Annotated in this window: 20 protein-coding genes; 14 read left to right on the forward strand and 6 right to left on the reverse strand. The window is 39.3% G+C overall.

What is annotated here, in order from left to right:
• Positions 1-87 precede the first annotated feature (87 nt).
• A complete protein-coding gene (locus tag ACZ48W_RS11105; protein WP_464828553.1) occupies positions 88-867 on the forward strand; it encodes a Spy/CpxP family protein refolding chaperone in 780 nt (259 codons plus the stop codon).
• Positions 868-881: 14 nt separating this feature from the next.
• On the opposite strand, the gene ACZ48W_RS11110 is transcribed toward ACZ48W_RS11105, so the two are convergent.
• The gene (locus ACZ48W_RS11110; protein WP_464828555.1) at positions 882-1,979 is read right to left on the reverse strand and encodes a TRAP transporter substrate-binding protein; all 1,098 of its coding nucleotides are present in this window, start codon (positions 1,977-1,979) and stop codon (positions 882-884) included.
• Positions 1,980-2,043: 64 nt separating this feature from the next.
• Between ACZ48W_RS11110 and ACZ48W_RS11115 the strand changes: the two genes are divergently transcribed.
• From ACZ48W_RS11115 to ACZ48W_RS11125, 3 genes are all read left to right on the forward strand, one after another.
• Positions 2,044-2,694 carry a class I SAM-dependent methyltransferase gene (locus ACZ48W_RS11115; RefSeq protein ID WP_464828557.1) on the forward strand — a complete coding sequence of 217 codons (651 nt, stop codon included), beginning with the start codon at positions 2,044-2,046 and terminating at the stop codon, positions 2,692-2,694.
• A gap of 207 nt (positions 2,695-2,901) precedes the next feature.
• Positions 2,902-3,447 (forward strand): hypothetical protein, encoded by a 546-nt coding sequence (locus ACZ48W_RS11120; protein WP_464828559.1) that lies wholly within the window; start codon positions 2,902-2,904, stop codon positions 3,445-3,447.
• Between the two features lie 333 nt (positions 3,448-3,780).
• Complete coding sequence (locus tag ACZ48W_RS11125; protein WP_464828562.1) at positions 3,781-4,599, forward strand: SIR2 family NAD-dependent protein deacylase; 819 nt, start codon at positions 3,781-3,783, stop codon at positions 4,597-4,599.
• 15 nt (positions 4,600-4,614) lie between these two features.
• Here the strand turns inward: ACZ48W_RS11125 and ACZ48W_RS11130 are convergent, their stop codons facing one another.
• Positions 4,615-6,246: a phosphoethanolamine transferase gene (locus ACZ48W_RS11130; RefSeq protein WP_464828564.1), complete on the reverse strand. Its 1,632-nt coding sequence runs from the start codon at positions 6,244-6,246 to the stop codon at positions 4,615-4,617.
• 216 nt (positions 6,247-6,462) lie between these two features.
• On the opposite strand from ACZ48W_RS11130, the gene ACZ48W_RS11135 reads away from it, so the two are divergent.
• A complete protein-coding gene (locus tag ACZ48W_RS11135) occupies positions 6,463-7,038 on the forward strand; it encodes a ComF family protein (RefSeq protein ID WP_464828566.1) in 576 nt (191 codons plus the stop codon).
• 13 nt (positions 7,039-7,051) lie between these two features.
• On the opposite strand, the gene ACZ48W_RS11140 is transcribed toward ACZ48W_RS11135, so the two are convergent.
• Complete coding sequence (locus tag ACZ48W_RS11140) at positions 7,052-7,201, reverse strand: hypothetical protein (protein ID WP_464828567.1); 150 nt, start codon at positions 7,199-7,201, stop codon at positions 7,052-7,054.
• A 642-nt stretch (positions 7,202-7,843) separates the two neighbouring features.
• On the opposite strand from ACZ48W_RS11140, the gene ACZ48W_RS11145 reads away from it, so the two are divergent.
• Positions 7,844-8,170 (forward strand): hypothetical protein, encoded by a 327-nt coding sequence (locus tag ACZ48W_RS11145; RefSeq protein ID WP_464828568.1) that lies wholly within the window; start codon positions 7,844-7,846, stop codon positions 8,168-8,170.
• A 15-nt stretch (positions 8,171-8,185) separates the two neighbouring features.
• Complete coding sequence (locus ACZ48W_RS11150) at positions 8,186-9,295, forward strand: hypothetical protein (RefSeq protein WP_464828570.1); 1,110 nt, start codon at positions 8,186-8,188, stop codon at positions 9,293-9,295.
• Positions 9,296-9,443: 148 nt separating this feature from the next.
• Here ACZ48W_RS11150 and ACZ48W_RS11155 read toward each other — a convergent pair whose 3' ends face one another.
• Positions 9,444-10,547, reverse strand: coding sequence for a M20 family metallopeptidase (locus ACZ48W_RS11155; RefSeq protein WP_464828572.1), 1,104 nt, complete (start codon positions 10,545-10,547; stop codon positions 9,444-9,446).
• 100 nt (positions 10,548-10,647) lie between these two features.
• Here ACZ48W_RS11155 and ACZ48W_RS11160 point away from each other — a divergent pair, with 100 nt between their 5' ends.
• The 6 genes from ACZ48W_RS11160 (at position 10,648) to ACZ48W_RS11185 (ending at position 19,267) form a co-directional block, all read left to right on the forward strand.
• Positions 10,648-11,550: an ATP-grasp domain-containing protein gene (locus ACZ48W_RS11160; protein ID WP_464828574.1), complete on the forward strand. Its 903-nt coding sequence runs from the start codon at positions 10,648-10,650 to the stop codon at positions 11,548-11,550.
• 12 nt (positions 11,551-11,562) lie between these two features.
• The gene (locus ACZ48W_RS11165; RefSeq protein ID WP_464828576.1) at positions 11,563-12,996 is read left to right on the forward strand and encodes an ATP-grasp domain-containing protein; all 1,434 of its coding nucleotides are present in this window, start codon (positions 11,563-11,565) and stop codon (positions 12,994-12,996) included.
• A 129-nt stretch (positions 12,997-13,125) separates the two neighbouring features.
• Positions 13,126-15,702 (forward strand): M14 family zinc carboxypeptidase, encoded by a 2,577-nt coding sequence (locus ACZ48W_RS11170; protein ID WP_464828578.1) that lies wholly within the window; start codon positions 13,126-13,128, stop codon positions 15,700-15,702.
• A gap of 47 nt (positions 15,703-15,749) precedes the next feature.
• A complete protein-coding gene (locus ACZ48W_RS11175) occupies positions 15,750-17,135 on the forward strand; it encodes a hypothetical protein (protein WP_464828580.1) in 1,386 nt (461 codons plus the stop codon).
• A 182-nt stretch (positions 17,136-17,317) separates the two neighbouring features.
• Positions 17,318-18,322 (forward strand): AAA family ATPase, encoded by a 1,005-nt coding sequence (locus tag ACZ48W_RS11180; protein WP_464828581.1) that lies wholly within the window; start codon positions 17,318-17,320, stop codon positions 18,320-18,322.
• A 72-nt stretch (positions 18,323-18,394) separates the two neighbouring features.
• Positions 18,395-19,267, forward strand: a complete 873-nt coding sequence (locus ACZ48W_RS11185) for a hypothetical protein (protein WP_464828582.1) — start codon at positions 18,395-18,397, stop codon at positions 19,265-19,267.
• A gap of 155 nt (positions 19,268-19,422) precedes the next feature.
• Here the strand turns inward: ACZ48W_RS11185 and ACZ48W_RS11190 are convergent, their stop codons facing one another.
• Positions 19,423-19,680 (reverse strand): hypothetical protein, encoded by a 258-nt coding sequence (locus ACZ48W_RS11190; protein WP_464828584.1) that lies wholly within the window; start codon positions 19,678-19,680, stop codon positions 19,423-19,425.
• 128 nt (positions 19,681-19,808) lie between these two features.
• On the opposite strand from ACZ48W_RS11190, the gene ACZ48W_RS11195 reads away from it, so the two are divergent.
• Positions 19,809-20,348, forward strand: coding sequence for a putative iron-sulfur cluster-binding metallochaperone (locus ACZ48W_RS11195; protein ID WP_464828585.1), 540 nt, complete (start codon positions 19,809-19,811; stop codon positions 20,346-20,348).
• Here ACZ48W_RS11195 and ACZ48W_RS11200 read toward each other — a convergent pair.
• Positions 20,338-20,520 (reverse strand): hypothetical protein, encoded by a 183-nt coding sequence (locus ACZ48W_RS11200; RefSeq protein WP_464828587.1) that lies wholly within the window; start codon positions 20,518-20,520, stop codon positions 20,338-20,340. The genes ACZ48W_RS11195 and ACZ48W_RS11200 overlap by 11 nt on opposite strands.
• Positions 20,521-20,531: the final 11 nt, after the last annotated feature.

Here is a 20,531-nt window from a genome sequence, read left to right on the forward strand (position 1 = left end):
GAATTATACTTAAAGAATAATAGTTCACATAAAATTAACATTAAACTATTATAATAATTTATATTTTTATTTTAAGGAAACAAATTAATGAAGAAAATAGTACTACTTCTGACTGCAGCAGGAACAATGGTCTTTGCAAGCAGCGGAGCTGAACTCATAAAGACCCATTGTGCCTCATGCCATATGCTGACATCTCCTACACCGGAGATGATCCCGGAACTTAAAGCACCTGCGATGGATGCAGTGATGTTCCATATGAAAGATACGATGAGAGATGAAAAGAAGATGAAAGCATTCATCGTAGATTATGTACAGAACCCTTCAGCATCGAAGTCTGTATGTGAGTCCAATAAAGTACAAAAGTTCGGGGTGATGCCGTCTCTTAAAGGAAAAGTCTCTCCTGAAGATCTGGAGAGCATAGCTGAGTATATGATAGCTGCTTACCCGAATGCAGGGTTTGTAAAGATGATCAAAGAGATCCTGACAAACGGCAAGATGAATGCACTGCAAAACTCACCGTTCCTCATAAACAATGAAGCACTGCCTCACTTGACCAAACTGCTTCTGGTCACTTGGGACAAGGCTGCACTCGGTTTGACGGATGAGCAGAAAGAGAAGCTTCTCGTTGTTAGAAAAGAGACACTTTCCAAGGTGAAGAAGATCAAACAAAAGCTTCAGGTTCTGGAAGCGGAGATCATTGAAGCAATGGTGGATGAAGAATCACTTGAGAAGATCAAGCCTAAAGTAGAAGAAGCTGCCGAACTCAAGGTGAAGGCTACGATGGTACAGCTTAAATGCCTTAAAGAGAGTATGGCTGTTCTTACTGAAGAACAGTTGGAGTTCCTGCTTCCTTTCTGGGATACGTAAAAAAGTACAGAGGGCTACCCTCTGATCTCTAAGAAATTTTTTGTACTGATATCATCCCAAGGCTTGTTGATCTTTACAAACGCTTCATAACTTTCCAATACACGTTTAAAGTCACTGCTTTTGGCACTCTCATCCGATAAGACCTCTCTGAGTGCAATTTTAGCCGCATCCATCATCTCTTTCGGGAAAGTCTTTATCTGTACATTTTTAGGAAGCTCCTGCAGGGCTTTGGCATTTTTATAGCGGAATTCCTGTAGCATATTGCCTGTCATCTCCTCAGAAGCTGCTGTGATGATGGCTTGGTGTTCCTTGCTTAGCTTTTCCCATCTGGCTTTGTTGAAAGTGATCTCAAGGATGGAACCTGGTTCATGCCAGCCCGTATAGTAGTAGGGTGCTGCTTTTGCAAAGCCCATCATACTGTCAAGAGCAGGACCGACCCATTCGGTAGCATCTATGGTTCCACGCTCCAGGGAAGTGTATATCTCTCCGGCAGGAAGCAGTACAGGGTTCACACCCAGTTTTTTCATGACCTCTCCGCCCAGACCGGGAATACGCATTTTAAGTCCTTTTAGGTCAGCTAGTGAGTTGATCTCTTTTTTGAACCAACCACCCATTTGGGGCCCGGTCGTCCCGCCGATGAGAGGATAGAGGTTGAACTTACCGTACATCTCACGCCAGAGTTCATACCCTCCGCCAAACTTCATCCAGGTGATCATCTCTTCACTGGTCAGTCCCAGAGGCATCCCACCGAAGATGGAAAATGCAGGGTTTTTACCTTTCCAGTAGTAAACACCTGAATGAAATGCATCTATCTGTGCTGCAGAAGTGGCATCAAAGACCTGCATTGCCGGGACAAGGATGTTTTTAGCGAAGACTTTGATCTCAAGGCTTCCTCCGCTGAGTTCGGAACAACGCCTGGCAAAGGTATCGACTCCTGTTCCCATGATGGGGAAATGTGCCGGCCAGGAGGTTGCCAGTTTAAGTGTGACTTTTTTCCCTCGGTTGATGTTCACTGAGCCAGTTTCACTCTTCTCTTCGGCCCTATGGCAGGCACTGAGGGCTAAAGCTGAAGCACCCAGTGCTGTTGATGTTATGAAATCTCTTCTTTTCATCTTAAAATCGTCCTTGCATTAATTGATTAAATAGTAACATAACATTAGTTTTAAAGGGGTAAAAATGAACTGTCATATTTGTGATAAACCGACACTGTCATTTGTGCATGAAAAGACAAATATTACTTATTATCGCTGTAAACCGTGCCAATACATTTTCAAGTCACCGGAATGTTATCAAGATTTCACAGCACAAAAAGAACGCTATAACCTTCATGAGAATAATGAAGAAGATGCAGGATACCAGGCGTATTTTCAGCGTTTTTTAGACTTTACTTTACCTTTGGTCGGAAAATCTGGAACAGCATTGGATTTTGGCTGTGGTGCCAGCTCTCTATTGGCTAATATGCTAGCTGACAAAGGGATGAAATGTGACTACTATGATCCTATATACCATCCTGATACCCTGAAGAATAATAAAAAATATGAACTGATTGTATCTACGGAAGTTTTTGAACACCTGCATCAACCTAAAGTTGTATTTGAGAGCTTATTGGAACGATTGGAAGAGGGTGGTTATTTGGCCCTTCAAACACAGTTCCATCCTAATGATACAGAGGCATTTAAAAAGTGGTACTATCACCAAGACCCCACACATATTGTATTTTTTACAGCTGAGACTTTTAGGGTGTTATGTGAGAAATTTGGTTGTGAATTTGTTGGAGACAACAGGAAGAATATGGTGGTTATGAAAAAGAGATTATTACCATCATGATAGCTTTTTTCAATAAATGTATTTTATATTGGTTTAATACAATTTGTATTATAGTCAAGAGAGGTGTGGATAGATAAAATTTATATGGCATACCAAGGTATAGGGTGTTTAGAAAACATGTATGATTGAATGGATCGTAGATGAGTAGAGCATTTTATAAAAAGCTTTTAGATTTATTCTTGAATCAAATGTAAAAGGAACACCGTAATGAAAAAGTTAATGATAGTGATGTTCATAGTTATGGGTCTTGGGGTGATGTCTACTGCAACTGCAGGAAATACTGTTGTAATCACACATCCTAAAGTAGGTGGAGTTGCGCTTGACTGGTGTAAAACCTGGGCTGCCGGGTGTGGTAAGCCTGCTGCAGATTATTTTTGTAAAGCAAGGGGCTATGGGAAAGCAGTATCTTTTAAAAAAGAAGCAGATATTGGCTATACGCGTATTATGAAAACAGGACAGATCTGTAACTCTCCAGGGTGTGATAGTTTTAAATTTATTAAATGTAGAAAATCAAATTATAAGCGTTTTGTAAGACCAAAATATCAAGGTGTAGCGTTGGATTGGTGCTATACATGGGCTAGTAATTGTGGTACTAAATCGGCAAATGAATTTTGTAGATCGAGAGGTTATCCTAAAGGAGCATTAGGATTTAAAAAGGAAAATAATGTAGGTTACACAAAGATCATGAGAACAGGACAGATATGTAACGCTCCAGGTTGTGATAGTTTCCGATATATTGACTGTAAAAAATAAAATGCTTCTTCTCTCAAGTGAAAGCTTGAGAGGATCGCTTAATTAAATAGACTATACTCTTCTTTATCAGTTCTAAGTTTTTTGATATCAGGTTTAATGAGTTGCATCAGTTCTTTGTCTGTACCAACAAAGAATGTTTATTCTTTCATCAGGATCCTACACATACTGTCTTTTTTTCGCCCTGTACCTTTGCTGTGTTGTATGAACAGTACGGGTGTGAATTCGTAGGAGACAACGGAAAGAATATGGTAGTGATTAGAAAGAACGGGGTTTAGATGGAGATCCTCAGACAGAGAAAGTCAGGAAGCTCTTCGGATATGTTATAATCTTTCTATGAATATTACAGAAAATCTTCAAAAAGCCAAACAACTTTTACAGGAAGCAGATGCTGTTTTTATCACTGCAGGAGCGGGGATGGGAGTGGATAGCGGCTTGCCTGACTTTCGGGGCACAGAAGGGTTCTGGAAGGCGTATCCCAAGGCAGAGGAACTGGGATTGAAGTTTGAAGAAATGGCAAATCCGGAATGGTTTGAATCAGACCCGGAACTTGCCTGGGCTTTTTATGGACACAGACTTCATCTTTACCGTGATACGGTACCTCATGAAGGATACAGAAAGCTCCTTGAACTCACTAATACTAAAAAATATGGAACTTTTGTCTTTACTTCAAATGTAGATGGACAGTTTCAAAAATCAGGATTTAAAGAGGAACAGGTGATGGAATGTCACGGTTCCATACATTTCCTGCAATGTATCGATAATTGTCAGGGGATACTCTGGAGTGCTGATGATACTTTCATTGAAATAGAAGAGGGCTTCAAGGCAAAAGAACCGTTGCCTTCCTGTCCTTACTGTACGGCGATGGCAAGACCGAATATACTGATGTTCGGGGATTTTGGCTGGGAGTATGCCCGCACCGATGGACAGAGGGAGAGACTGGTATCATGGATGGACAGGATACAGGAAGAGGGTGGCCGGTTGGCCATTGTTGAAATAGGTGCAGGGACTGCAGTACCGACAGTAAGGAATACTTCTGAACAGATAGCCAAAAGATTTGAAGTCCCTCTCATACGCATTAATCCCAGAGAGAGTTTCGGGGCAGAGATCGCATTGCCTATGGGAGCACTTGAAGCACTTGCTCAGATCACATAGCCAAATACAGCTCTCTTAAGGATGCAAGATATCCATCTTTCTCTTATAGATTTCTGTTTTTACATTGAATATTCCCAGGAGTGTATGAAAAAGATTGTCCTGTGAATACTTTTTGTCTTTAAGGTTCTTTACTCTGTCCAGATCGATCTCTTTTTTCATCTCATCATTGAACCACATTACAGAGCCAATATGAATTTGGGCATCAGGAGCCATAAAGTAGGGAAGGCCATGAAGATATACACCATTCTCCCCCAGACTTTCTCCGTGATCGCTCATATAGATCATGGCGGTTTTGTAGGATGTATCGTATTGCTTTAAAAATTTGATCACTTCAGATAAAAAATAATCGGTATAGAGAAGGGCATTGTCATAGGTATTGGATATCTCTTCCTGTGTACACTCTTCCACTTGATTTGTTGCGCATATCGGTGTGAATTTTTCAAATGCTTTTGGATACCTTTTGTAATAGGCCGGTCCGTGATTTCCCATTTGATGAAGCACGATCAGAATATTTTTATCTTTATGCTCTTCTATGTAGCTGTCAAGTCCGACCAGCATTCCTATATCCCGGCATTCACCTTCAATACAGATCGTATTGGTCTTTGCAGTTCTGTAATCTTCATAGGGTACCCTTAAAGCAACACCTTTGGAATCAGAATTATTGTCTCTCCATAAAATGGAAATATCATCTGTATGATTCAGAACATCCAGAACATTCTCATTTGTGATACCTTTTTTATAGCTGTAGTCCGACCGGTCAAAGACAGAGAACATACAAGGTACTGCATCTGCGGTGGATGTTCCGCAAGAGTACATATTCGGGAAGTTGATGATATCTTCTTTTTTGAGAAGAGGATTGGTCTCTTTTTTGTAACCATTTAAAGAAAAATGGTCAGCTCTTGCAGCTTCACCGACGATCATGATCACCAATTTTGTACGGTTGTCATCCGTTCTGATTACTTTTGCATCTGTTCCGAGAGGCTGGACAATGATCGGTCCGCTGTTGAATGTCTTATTGGTATATTTGCCTATGGAGTATATCCAATACGTCGGGTTGGTGGAGAATCTTAACGGCTTATGCTCTCTGAAAAATGAAGTGTAATGTTTGCTGAACATAAAGATACAACCTGCAATAATGACAAGAGAGATCAATATTACTTTTATTTTTGCAAAGAGCTCTGTTCTTATACCTCTGTATTGTATGTTTGACCGGTAGATCAGATAAGAGGGAAGGATACCGAGCAGGGAGAAATATAAAACCTGTTTAAGTGTAAAGAGGTCCATGGATTCATTCAGATTCGTCTGCAGCATATTTCTTATCATACTGTCATCGATCACGATCTGATAACTGTTCATAAAATAGTTGGTCAGTGAGGAGATAAGCAAAACAGTGATCAAAACAGGTTTTGTGGTCCATTTTGAATTTATCAGGGTCAGTAAAAGGGTTATGAATGCAGCCAAAACCAAGCCTAGAGAGATGAGAAAGCCTATATTATTGGGGTGGGCAGGGTAGACTTCAAGCGTATTTCTAAAAAAGGAGTAATTGTCAAAAAGTACCAGAAATATACTTGTAGCTATGATAAGTTTTGTTTGTGTTAAATGTTTGATCTTTGATCCTTGGATAATATGTTGTTTGAAATTGCACATTAGGCATAATTGTTTTTTGATAATATAAGTATATCAAATTAGGTATAATGGTTTTTTAATAATGTGAGTATATCAAAAATGTCTTGATATTGATATCATACATTACAGTGGAGAATACATTTTACTTTGTGTTATAATCTTTTGATGAAATACATTCAAAATCTGCAAAAAAACGGACCACTGCTTTACTGTATGCCAAAAAGGATGATTTGATCTATGCGTTGTTTCTTCTGTTCCAGACTGAGCTTTGAAATTATCTGCAAGAACTGTAAAGCTCAGCTGTTTGTACCGACAATGAGTACGCGTACTGTAGGTACACTGGATGTGATCAGTTTCTTCAGATATTCTACACTGGAAGCACTTCTTCATACCAAACATAAACCGGAAGGGTACCGTATCTACAAAACTTTAGGCAAAATGATCATGAGGCCGTTCATTGAAGAATTCGTAGAGGCGGATGACAGAGAAGTGTATATTGTCGGTATAGATGAGTATGTCAAAAATGGTTATGCGCATACGGCACTGCTTACACGGGCAATGAAAACCAGATATTCAATACCGCAGCATAGTGTACTGATGGCAAGGAACAGAGTGAACTATTCGGGAAGATCTCTACAATACCGTCTGGAACATCCACGTGACTTTGTTTACACAGGCAAGAGGAATATAGATGTAATACTTGTAGATGATATCATTACTACCGGTATTACACTCCAAGAGGCTCAAAAGGTTTTAATGGACCATGATGTCAATGTACTTTTTGCTTTGACATTGGCAAATGTGGAAGAATAAAGCCCTTTTTCTTCTATTTGACTTTCCCAGGAGGCTCAGGCTGAGGATTGATCATCCTGCTTTTCACTTTATCAGATATATCAGTTTCTGCTGCTAACATAGCGGATAAAGCAATACCTATCGCTGATATAACACCTATTTTGTAAAATATACCAAAAATCATCTTCCAACCATCCTTTCTATACGTTTTCTGTTTTGATGAACAGTTCCCTGTCCTTCTTTTTATTATAGCACTATGTATGGAATGATATCAAGTATCTGTAAAGGCGGATCTGTATATCTGTCACTGTTATGAGATCAGATATTCCCCTCTAAAAAGTGTTCAAATATTTCAGTGAGCAGATCGATCCGTTCAGAAACGCTTTTCTTGGAAGCTCTCTCATGTACGGTATGGTTTGAAAAGGTTTTGATGGATTATTTCCAGAAGTGACAGATTATTATTGGAAATATAGATATTGGATCGTTCCAAAATAGAGATGGCATCTTTTTGGAAAATATCTGTATACCCTGTATTGAATAAATGATATAAAAAGGATCATAATGATGATAAATATTTTTACAGGGGCATGAAAGATAGAAATTGTATCAAAAATTGTTCAAGATACTGTTTTGACATACTTTTGGCACATTTTCATTGTAAAATCAATGTATATTGATTTTATAGAAGGGAGGGGGAGAAGAAATGAAAAAGTTTGAACAAAAAGGTTATATATTAAAAAAAGATACCTATTAAAGAGAGACACAACGATTTGCCGGTATTTCTTTTGGAAGAGATCATGATAAAAAGCAAGATGAAGCAGCTTTAGTGGTTTTAGAGAATATTCCGCTTGGAAAGAAAGAAAACTGTCAGGTAAGATCAGTGCATGATGGATTTACAGGAGAAGGCAGTAGCCAATTTGACTTAAGTTTTGAATATAAAATTGAACTTGAGCTGGCAAGTGCAGATAATATTGATATTTTTAAATCATCAAATGGAAGTGTTCAGTGGGAATATAGAGCTGTAGAAATGGCTGTTACAGGTGTTTCAGATGGTATCCTGAATATACCGACAGAGGAAGAAATAGATCTGGGTCCAGATGATGAAGAACTTGATCCGTCTGTGATGGAAGATCTTGATATGTTTATAAAATAAAAAAAGGAAAAGAGAATGACGACAATAGTAAAAGCAGGTTTATCGGTAGTTGTAGGAAGCAGTATATTGGCAGCCGGTGCCAACCAGATGAAACTTTATGAGGTTAAAAGCGGTAAGATCACTTATGAGATAAAAGGTTCAGGTGAGATCATGGGGTCAAAAATACAGACCATTGGTAAAAAAAGAGTTGTTTTTGACAGTAATGGTGCCAAAAATCTTACAGAAGAGAACAAGATAGAAAAACAAACTATTATGGGACAGAAAAAAATCACTAAAACACATACTATGACCTATATGAAAAAGGGGATGGTTTATAACGTTTCTTTTGATAAGAGACGAATTATGCGTATGGGAAATATGAGTATGGCTATGGGTGTACTTATGGGTGGCGGACAGAATATGACGCAATCCGGTGAAGAGATAATGAAAAAAATGGGTGCTAAAAAGATCGGTACAGACAAAGTATTGGGGTATACCTGTGATGTATGGGATATGATGGGAACCAAGCAGTGTATGTATAAAGGTATTCCGCTTAGGGTCGAGATGGATGTAATGGGAATCAAAAATACAGAAGTAGCGACCAAAGCAGAATTTGATATTTCCCTCTCAAATGATGATTTTAAACTCCCTGAGTTTCCCATTTATGATATGGAGGGTAACAGGTTGGACAGAAGCAAACTTGATGCTATGGATGAACGGGCTGGACTGAAAGCTGAACAGATAGGAAAAGAAGTCTCAGAGATGCGAAGTGCAATGGCTGTAGCTGCCAAAGATGCAGGCATTAAAGAGGGACAGCGTCCAAATAAAACACAGGAAAAAGAAATGGCTGATTCCATGATGGAAGCAATGTTGCCCCGTATTAAACAAAAGGCATTGGCTGAAGGAAAGGCATTGCGTTTTGGTAAAGAGTGTTTTAGTAATGCGGATATACTTAAAGAAGCAAATGAATGTAGTCACAAAATGGATGCAATGGCTGGAGAAATAAGTGATCCGGAAGATGATTTTAGAGAGTGGAATATAAAAACAAAAAATGAGACATTAAAATTTATAGAGCAGGGCCTAAAAGGGATAGTGTGTGTACAAAAAGCACAGAGCATGCAAGATATGAAGCAGTGTATGCAATAAAAATAAAACGGGTGTAGAAAATAGTGTGTAATTATGATTTTGTAATCATATAATAAACGGAAATGATCGAGAGAAGCAGCCTGAAAACATATTATCTTCTATATTATGGCTGTTTCAGTAATACATCTTAATATTTTTGATAAGAAGGCTATATATTCCCCTCTAAAAAGTGTTCAAATATTTCTGTGACCAGATCGATCCGTTCAGAAAAGCTTTTCTTGGAAGCTCTCTCATGTATGGTGTGGTCACCGTCACCGTAAGGACCCCATCCGTCCAGGGTAGCTACACCCTGGGATGAAATGATGTTGGCATCACTGACACCGCCTCGCTTTTCAGTAGGCAGTTCAATGTTGCAAAGTGTATTGATATGGTCTATGAAGGTCTGCTGTGCAGGGGAGGGTTGCATGACATCTCTTTGGATACCTCCTGAGAGTACGGATTCTGTACCTTCCACATGTGAATGGGAAACGATCTCATCTACAGCTTTAAGGACCCTGTCTCTTTCATCGGTTTTAGTGTATCTCAATTCAAAAGTAAGTTGGGCATGGGGGGAGATGGTGTTGGCACCGATTCCTCCGGTGATCTTGCCTACATTGACGGTAGTCTCTTTCTCCAGATCGGTTAATGCAACAAGCTGTAAGAGTTTGTGTGCCGCTTCAAGATTGGCATCGGCTCCTTTGCTGTAATTGTTTCCGGCATGGGCAGCTATACCTTCGATATCTATGAAGAATGTACCTACCCCTTTTCTTCCTGTAACCACTTCATCATGTATCCCTGCTGCTTCAAAGACCATGCAGTAGTCATAGTCGTGTGCCAGTCTGGCAGAGAGATGTTTACTGTCATCACTGCCTGTCTCTTCATCACTGACGAGAAGGAAATCGATGTTATGTATCTCACCATATTTTTCATACGCATTTCTAAGTGCCTGAAGGGCTACATAATTACCCCCTTTCATGTCACATACTCCCGGTCCGTAGATCCACTCTTCATCCTCTCTGAAGGCTTCAAAGGTATCCGGAGGAAAAACTGTATCGAGATGACCCAGAAGCAGTAGCTTTTTTCCTTCCTTCTGTGATGAGACAAAGTGCAGATGGTCACCTATCTCTTCCCTGGGATAGCGTGTAAGAGAGTATCCCAGTGCCTGCATCCAGTAAGCGAAGATCTCACCATTTCTGTCTACCCCTTCTTTGTTGTTTGTCCAGGAGTTTATCTCTATGATCTGTTTTAGTTCGTTAAAATTCTGCTTACTCATTTTGACTCCGTAAATGCTTGTCGTTTTGTGATTATCTCTGAAGATATTTTAGTAAATTATTGTAAAATAAGAGATTAATTATAGGAAGGGAGAATAAGGGATGTCAAGAAAAATAGGTATGTGGCTCTACGGTAATGGTGGCGGTGACAAGATTCAGGAGAGGATCGTCAGAAAGCTTAAGGAGAGGGGTATAGAGACTATAACAGATATCAATCTTCGACATGCTGTAGCAAAGAATGGACATATCATTCATAATAAATTCAAACTAGATAAACTGGATCTCTTTTTCTCTTATAATGCAGGAGAACAGACACAGTACCAAATGTTTCTTTACCAGGCACTCAACCGTGTGATGCCAATGATCAATTCCTATGATGCTTTTGCTCTGACGGAAGACAAGTTCCAGACATCCTTTCTGCTTAGACAGTATGGTGTTGCAACACCAAGTTTTAAACTTTGTCACAGAGATGACTCCCAACACTTGAAAAGTATTATGAAAAAATGGAATAAAATGGTCTATAAGCCGACAGACGGCTGGGGCGGGGTAGGACTTACAAAGATCGAGAGTGAAGCAACACTTGATACCCTTTTGCCATTTCTTAACCAGATGGACTTGAGATTTTTCTATGTTGAAAAGTTCATAACCTATGACAATACCGATTACCGTATTGATATCGTAGATGGAGAATTCGTCGGTTGTTACGGAAGAAAAGCAAGCGGTACGGACTGGCGTACCAATGTGACCAGCGGCGGTTCGGTCTTTTTAAGAGAACCTGATGACGAAGTGATTGCTTTGGCAAAAAAAGCATCGGAGGTATGTGGTACGGATATTGCAGGAGTGGATATCATTTATGATATGGAAAAAGAGGAGTATGTAGTACTTGAAGTTAATGGTATACCGGCTTTTGCAACACCGGAGCAAGAGAAAATGGGATTGGATTTCAATAAAAAGAAGATCAACCTGATCGTAGATATGATCGACAGAAAAACAACTAAAAAATAAAAGGGGATTAAAATGGCAAAAAAGAAGAACAAAGAAAAACTACCGAAAATAGGGATGCTCTATCTTGATCATGTATTGAGATTTTTTGATAAATCGAATTTCAGAGGGTGGCCGGACAAGATAGAGACTGTAGTGTACCACTGGAAAAATGATAAAGACCGTTTTATAAAGGAAGTGAAGCGCAAGAAGATCGATATTCTTATCGGTAATATCCCTGCAACAGCCTATGAGACATTCAGAGAGATCGCAAGAGAACTTCCACATGTACAGTTCATTCCTTCGATGGATACACAATTCTCCAACAAGTCTAAAGAGAATGTCACACGTTTTGCCTGGAAATATGATATACCTATTCCCAAGACCTATATTTTTTATGATAAAAGCAAAGCAGAAGCCTTTATAGACAAAACAGAGTTTCCAAAGATCGTTAAAAAAAGTTACGGTCCTTCAAATTACGGCGGCTATTTCGTACATAAAGTAGACAGTGCACAGGAAGCACATAACCTTCTGGCACAAAAGAAATACCATCCTGTCTATATGCAGGATTTTGTTCCTATGGAAGCAGATGTCAGAGTCATGCTTATCGGACATAAACCTGTGTGTGCATTCTGGAGAAGACCGCCTGAGGGTGAGTGGTTGACAAATACTTCCCAGGGAGGAAGTATGGACTATATGGATGTGCCTAAAGAGCTGCTTGACCTTGCAGTAAAAGTCTCAAAAGCTGCCAATGCAGAATACTGGGCATGTGATATTGCTGTAGGTGAAGACGGAAAATACCGTATCCTTGAGTGTGCAACAGCATTTGCTGCTTTCCCGTATATCAGGGACTGGATAGGACAGTACCTTATGTGGAAATTCTCGAACGGCAGATTCCCTTTACCGAATATTCCTCTTTACAACTGGGAAGAGCTTGGCAAAATGGATGCCTCTGTGCTTAGAACACTGCGTTATATTACCTTCGGAAAGTATACACCAAGTTATGACGGTGCCTATTTCCTTGATAAAAAAACCAAAGAGACCCAGGAAGGAGAGATGTATCTGCATGAGTTGGATGCATTCTATCCTATGCTTCCTACAGAAGATAGAAGCAAAGAAGAGTGGCCGAGTGAGAAATGGAATTTCCAGGACAATTATGGAAAAACAGTAAGAAAAGTACATGCACAGAGTAATCCAAAGTATAGAGATGAAGATGAAGCCACTGAGAGTGCTGAGCAGAAGAATATCATTGAACTTTCTGAGAAAAAAGTAAAAAAACTTTTAACTTCTGTTGAAGGGATCGGTAAGAAAAAAGCTGAAGATATCATGAATACGTTTGATACGACAGAACTCGTACATGCACTTGAAACGGCTCCTGAAAAGCTGGTTGAAGAGATCTTCTGGTTCAAGAAGAAATTTCTTAACAGATTGACAAAAGAGTGGGAAGCATTTAAAAGTAAATTAAAATAAGAGTTTTTTTTGTTCCCGCGTATAACGCGGGAATGCATATCTGAGCTTATGACCGTAAGTTGATATATGTACTTGAAGGAAGATCCTTCAAGGTTAATAATAAATAAATTTTAGAAAGAACAAACCAATATGAAAAATCAATATATGTCTTATCAGGAAAGCCTGGATTTTCTTTATAAGATGGAAAAAAGTCATTCTGATCTTATAGAGATCATAAAAATAGGAGTGACCTATGAAGGGCGGGATATTGTCCTTGCCAAAATATCTAAAAATGTAGAAACGGCTGACAGTAAACCTGCAATGCTTTATACCGGAAGTATCCATGCACGTGAATGGGTAGGGCATGAGTTGGCTCTGAAGTTCATTGACTATGTTGCCCAAAATCAGAATATTGATCCTCAGCTTGAGAAAAGTTTGGATGAGTCAATCATCTACATGGTACCCTGTCTTAACCCTGACGGATATGAATATTCACGGAAACACTTCTCCTTCTGGCGTAAGAACAGACGTAAGAACCATGATGGGACCATAGGGGTTGACCTTAACAGAAACTTTTCTATAGGTTTTGTCAAACAGTTGAATACCAGCTCTAACGTTTACGGTGGAGAAGAGCCTTTTTCTGAAGCAGAGACCAGAGCCATTAAAGATTTTGTAGATGCACATGACAATATTACCATAGCACTTGACTACCACTCCCAGGGAAATGTATTTTTTCCTGCCCATAAATTCATGCATGAAGCTGAGATAGACGGTACGGACATGAATGCACTATGTGCCAATATGAATGATGAATTTGCCAAGGTAACGGGCAGAAAATACGGTATTCACAGAGGAAAGCCGCCAGCGGGACTTATTTCTGGTAGTGGGCGTGAGTATTATTACTCTAAAGGTATCATCTCTGTTGTTGTTGAAGTAGGAACAAAAAATATTCCTGACTATATGAAGAGTATGAGCGGGAGTATTCATGAGAATATTCCCGCTTTGAAATATGTATTCTCAGAGGTAATCAACTACTCACCTGCTGCACCCATAAGGGTAGAGGAGTTCACTCTGGAAGCACGTGATGCAAACTCGGTTACTTTAGTGTGGAAGTATGAACAAAGAGATGATATCTTCTTTGAGATATACCGCAGTACCAAAGACAAAGATGCCTGTAATGAACATACAAAAGTAGGGATCGCGGGAGAGAACCGTTTTGTAGATACAGACTTGGAGAGTTCTACGAATTATCACTATACGATCAGAGCGGTCAATAAAAATACAGGATATAAATCTCCATTCGCACCGGTGGTTAAAGTACGTACCGGGCTTGAGGATGATGAATTCTTCAAACTTATTTTTGCAAATAAAAACGGTACAGGATATGTCGGGCAGTATACGCAGGAGCAGAACAGGTCACATTTCGGACTTAATTCACTTTTTGTAGGGATCAATAAATCAAAAGGTATCTGCGATGCTGTAATGAGTTTTGATTTCAGCTCCATTCCTGACAATGCCATTATCAAGTCAGCACGTTTCTATATCTATCCTATGAATCGTGTTGCTGCCAAAATAGAAAAGTTCGGTGAATGGAATCTTTCTTTGCTTGAACCGGAAAGCTTTAGTGAAGTAACAGATTTCAACGAAATAGAAAATGCCAAAGCCAAGGGGGTCATAGGCCGTGCGATCAAGTCAAACCAACTCACTCAGGGGATCTGGAACTTTTGGGAATTCAGCAGCCATGAATGTGAACTTCTTCAAGAGGAGATAGCCAATAAGAAAGCAGTATTCCGTTTAGATGGACCAAAAACCCTGCCGGAGGGTGAAGATTCCCAGATGATGCAGTTTGATATTGGTTATGGGCAGTATGGCGGGGGGATCCACTACAGACCTATACTGGATGTGAAATATACGCTCAAAGAAGAGAAGATCAAGCTTCCTGCCCAAACCCTCTCTACGATTTCTATTGACTCTGTGGAAGAGGGCTTGAAGAGTGGATTCGATGCAGAGGGGCACCGTGTATACAGTTATCTGGATTTTGATCTTTCACAACTTCCGGACCCCAAAAACACGATGATCACCAAATGTGCACTGCGTATACGCAATAAAAATATATTTAAAAAGAGATCTGATGTACGTTTTTATGTTGAACTTGTTGAACTTGATGAAGTAGGTACCTATGAGGATATTAAGAACAGAGAGAAGATCGAGTACATCGGGTATGAAGTAGCAGAATCTGACCTTACCGGAAAGGAGTGTCAATATTTCAATTTTGATACCCTTTCGAAAAAAGCACTTGATGCAATGCATCAGGAGGGCAAAACACTCAAACTGGTGATCAAACCGACTTCTGCACTGGGAATTACAAATAGAATCACTGAATGGAATCCGGATACGGAACTTGTAGTCAAATACATAGAGAAACGTCGTACAGCACTGCCTGCAGTAGAAAATCTCAAGATATCAAAAGAGAACAAGATGATCAAACTTACCTGGGACAAAGTACAGGATGATGCGCTGAACGGCTACTATGTGGTAAGAAACAGCTTCCACCCGCCACGCCATTTTATGGACGGTGTGAAGATATACGGTGGTAAAGACTCTTATACCTACGACAACTTCGCCTCTTTTGACAAAGAGAAGTATTATGCTGTCTTTACCTATGATGATGTACCGAATTTTTCAGAACCTGCAAGTGTGAAGTATAATCCATTGGAAAAATATTAATCGGAGTATTTAACTCCTATTTAAAATCCTCTATGCTATACTAAAGCATGATAAAAGAGAAACCGACACTGAAAACATTATTGGAAACCTCAAAAGGAAAGAAGATCCTCTTTCTTGGAAGAGAAGGAATCTTTACGGAAAAAGAGGTAGAACGCTTTTTAAAGAAGTTTGATCTGGGTATGACCTCTCACTATGAAGAGGGTGTTGCAGGGGTGGTGGAGCATCACTCTTTGAACCCTGTGGAGGAAGATATTTCCTGTTTGGCGTATGATGACGGTATCCCTCTCTTTAAACTCCTTGATTTTGAAAAACTGCTCTCCGAGGGCCTCAATGATGATGAACTGCTCATGGGTGTGAAGCTTGGGAATGACCAGGAGCGTATTTTCAGGCTGTTGGGTAATGCGCACATAAGTGATGCACTTTTTGTAAAACTTCTGGGAATGTATGAGTGGCATGAAGAGGATGAGGACAATACCCGGGACCGTGATGTTATTATGTACACTTTACGACGCTACATCGAGATAAAGCCAAATGAAGAGGACTTGCTTTACTCCTCTTTAACGCTCAAACGCCTGGCACGTGAAGCCGAAGACCCGAGACTCCTGCAGGTTCTCATAAAATTCCCCAATATCACTTTTTTGCAAAAAGGAAAACAGAAGATCACTTTAAGAGAGTCTATCGCGACCAATCCTCATATAGACAAAGAGGTGATCGATCGTCTCATGAGCCTTCGTGACTCCGGGGTAGATATGTATCTGGCTGCCAATACCTCTACACCTTTGGAATTACTGCAAAAGTATGCAAGCAGAGATGAGGAAGAGATCAACCAGTCTTTAGCTTCAAATCCGAATATTGATGAAGCGCTCTTTAGTGCTTTACTGACTAAGAGTGATACGGTGATACAGTTGATACTTTGGTATCATCCTGTTACAATGCAAAGATATGAACAGTTAACAAAAGCCATTGAAGATGAAGCACTCTTTGCTTATATTGGAGAAAATAAGAGTATAGATGAGGATGTATTGGAAAAATTGGTAAAGTCATCCAATAGAACATTGCTTGTGAATCTTGCAGGCAATGACAGTTTGGATGAAAAGTTGTTGGAGTCCATATATGAGAGATCTCTTCCCGAGACATACCAATACCTGGCTATCAATAGATCTACTCCTGTAGAGGTACTGGAGAAGCTTTACAGGGATCACAATGATGAGTTGGATATCTTGACAGGACTCTCTTATAATACTTCCACACCGATAGAGATACTTAAAGAACTCTATGAGAGAGAGGTATTTGAGATCACCAAAGGGATAGCAGCCAATGCCTCTGTACCTTTGGAGATACTCAATATTTTAAAGATCGATACGAGATTGCGTAATGAACTTACGGCTAATGAGACGTTTGTTGCCAGTATTACGCAGAAGTTGGGGTTATGATAATTTTTTATAATATTTATTTTAAATGGAAGAATTACCTCTCATTGAATATGTGGCGGTACTACTCTCTTCATTTTTTTAGAAAAAACGAAGCAAAAAAGCGTCACTGCTCTCAAATCGCTTCGCTTTCAAGGGTGTTCGCAGTGACAGGGCATACGTTGTGTGATTAAAAAGGAGAATGAATGAAAGCAAGCAATATAACAAAAGTCATAAAGAAACTCATAGATAGAAAACTCCCCGTGTTTATCTGGGGGGCTCCCGGGATAGGGAAGTCTTCCATAGTGAAACAGATCGCTTTAGAGCAGGGGTTGGAATTCCTGGATTTGCGTTTGTCTCTGCTTGACCCTACAGACTTGAAGGGTATTCCATTCTTTAATGCTGAGACGAATGAAGGTGTATGGGCAAAGCCGAGCTTTTTACCCTCTGAGCCTGACTCAAAAGGGATCTTGTTCCTGGATGAGATCAATACAGCTCCGCCAGCTGTACAGGCTTCAGCCTATCAGCTTATACTGGACAGGAAAGTAGGGGAGTATGCGCTTCCTGAAGGATGGAGTATTATAGCAGCGGGTAACCGTGAAAATGACAGAGGTGTTGTCTATAAAATGCCGCCACCCCTTGCCAACCGATTTGTGCATTTTGAGATGGAAGTGGATTTTTCTGACTGGAAAACCTGGGCATACAGAGCAGGAATTGAGAGTAGTCTTATCGCCTATCTGGCGTATGACAAATCGATGCTTTTTACTTTTGATGCAACATCAAATGAAAAAAGTTTCGCTACACCAAGATCATGGGAATATGTTGACAGTATTATCAAGTCAGGTATGGACAATGATCTGATATTGGATAGTATCAGCGGGGCTGTGGGGCGTGAAGCAGCTGTGGGCTATATCAGCTTCAGGAAAGTGATGAATACCTTACCGGATCTAAATATAATTTTGGATGGTACACTTAAAGAGCTTGAAGAGGAAGATCCGAAAGTTATTATAGCGCTTGCTATTGGATTAGTGAATGCACTTATAGAAAATCCTGCTGATGAAGCTGTAGACAATGTACTGAAATTTTCATTACAGTTACCCGGTGAGTTCTCCATCATGCTGGTGAAAGATATGCAGCAGAATGGGCTGGATGTAGAAGGATCTGCTGTCTGGACTGAATGGGTGAGAAAGTTTGCGTATCTGCTGTCATAAACTTGAATGGATAAAGACTATCTCCAAAGTTTAATTTAAGTATAATCTTTCATTAAAAATAAAAGGGAAGAGATGAAACTTAAAACTTTGGGGATAGTATTTTTGGCGGGTTTAACACTTACAGGCTGTATGAGTACCATGCAACGTCCTGCACCACTGAAAAGCAAAACACCTATTTATACAATAAAATATAAACCTGATTCAATGAATTTTCCAGTAGGGTCTTTAGTTGTAGATGACAGCAGTGTAGTAATTAGAAGCAGTATGACGGATGGTCAGGCCAATGGTGTAATGGTCTCAACAGTGTTATTCGGAGTAGTTGGAGCTTTGGTTGCAAACAGTGCAATGCAAAGTAATACCGAAAAGCATATTACCAATGCCGGAATACTTAAAAAGATAAACTTGCCTCAAATTACATTCACGACTTTAAGACAAATGAAAAAACAAAAAAAACTACTGCCTATACTTCAGCCAGTCAATCATATGGTTAAAGGTAAAAGATATGAATTAAGACCTTTTCTTTACTTTGAAGCAAATGCAAAAAAACAAAAAGAGTTATTGGTATTTCTGCGTGTAGTACAGTATGATAATGCAAATAAAAAGAGATGGTTAGGGCAATATGTAAAGCATATAAATATGAGAAATACAAAATTACTGCTTGATGAAAAAATCTTAAATCATAAGATAGGTACTGCCTTGCAGGAAACGATCAATGTATTTAACCAAGATCTGAAAGGAAAATTGAAAAAGAATGAAAATAAAAAAGTTACGATCAAAGTAAAAGATTCGTTAACCTATGGTGATGGACTGTTTTGGGGATGGATATTGCCTTCAAAAAATAAAAAAGAAATTATATTCCAGGCAAGAATGTATCCTGAATCGGTACATGGCGGCATACATATTTTTGAAAAAAAAGATGTAAAAGAAATTAGAGTCTTTAAATAAAGAGTCTATATCTTCTCATCTTTTTTATGAGAAGATAGTAGATAAAAAGAATAAATATATAAATTTTTTATAAATCTATGGAGAATAAAATTTGAAACCCAGGTTATTTTATAGGGTTTCTAAACTTTATAGAGAATTGATGCAGTTTCAAAAGATTATGTGTTAAGCACTTTTGATTTAGCCAGAGCTGCTTCTATCTCCTCTTTGGCTACGTCACCGGAGAGGTTCAGTTCTACACTGCCGTCTTCACCTGTAACTTGCATATCTGTGATCTTCTTTTTTGTTTCATCTGTCATACATTCACATGAACCTGTAGCACAATTCTCTACCATTCTGATGATATTCTGTTTCTCTACGGCGCCTGTAAATGAGATCTTTACACCACTATTTGTTTTGCTTACGTTTTTATACATCTGTTGTTTCCTTTGGATGATCTGTCAATGCAAGTATAACCAAATAATGATTATATATCAAGATATATTGATGCATATATATTGCACAGGATATAAATATAATATGATGATATAAAAAGGAGCTGAATATGTTTGGAACAACCGCAGTATCAGACAGTAAGAGTTCTTCTGCTGAAGGAAACAATTGTTGTACTCCGCAACCGAAAAGGAAAGCGTTATGTCCCGAATGCGGGAAAAATGCCAAAATCGTTCCAGGTAAAACAGTAGAACATTTACTGACAGGCAAGGCCAAATCAGATCTATATGATTTTGATGGATTCCATTATTGTAAAACACCTTCCTGCAGAGTAGTATATTTCAGAAAGGAAACCATTCTTACACAACAAGATATCTCGGTAACAGTAGGATTTAAAGAAGATGCAGAACCTGCAACGGTCTGTTACTGTTTCGGCTGGACAAAAGAGAAGATAAAAAATGAGTTGCAGAGAAACGTGATAACAACAGCTCTTGATGATATTAAAGCCAAGATGAAAGATCCCGGATGCTCCTGTGAGATACTCAATCCAGGCGGAGGATGCTGTCTTGGTGATGTAGGTAAAGCCATTAAAACAATAGAAAATGAGTTGGGTGCTTCAGCTACTGCTCAAAATGTAAATATTAAAGAGTAATATCTGTTCCTACGCCTACACTGCCGTGCACACCGCTTTCACTGTCAACATGTACTTCGGAAGCAGTCATTGTATTACCGGAAATAGCAGCACCACCGATTCCTACTCCGATTCGTGGAGAACATCCGGATAAAAGTAACATTGCTAAAAAAGATAAAATAATGGTTTTCATATAGATCCCTT

This window comes from Sulfurovum aggregans (assembly GCF_055385215.1).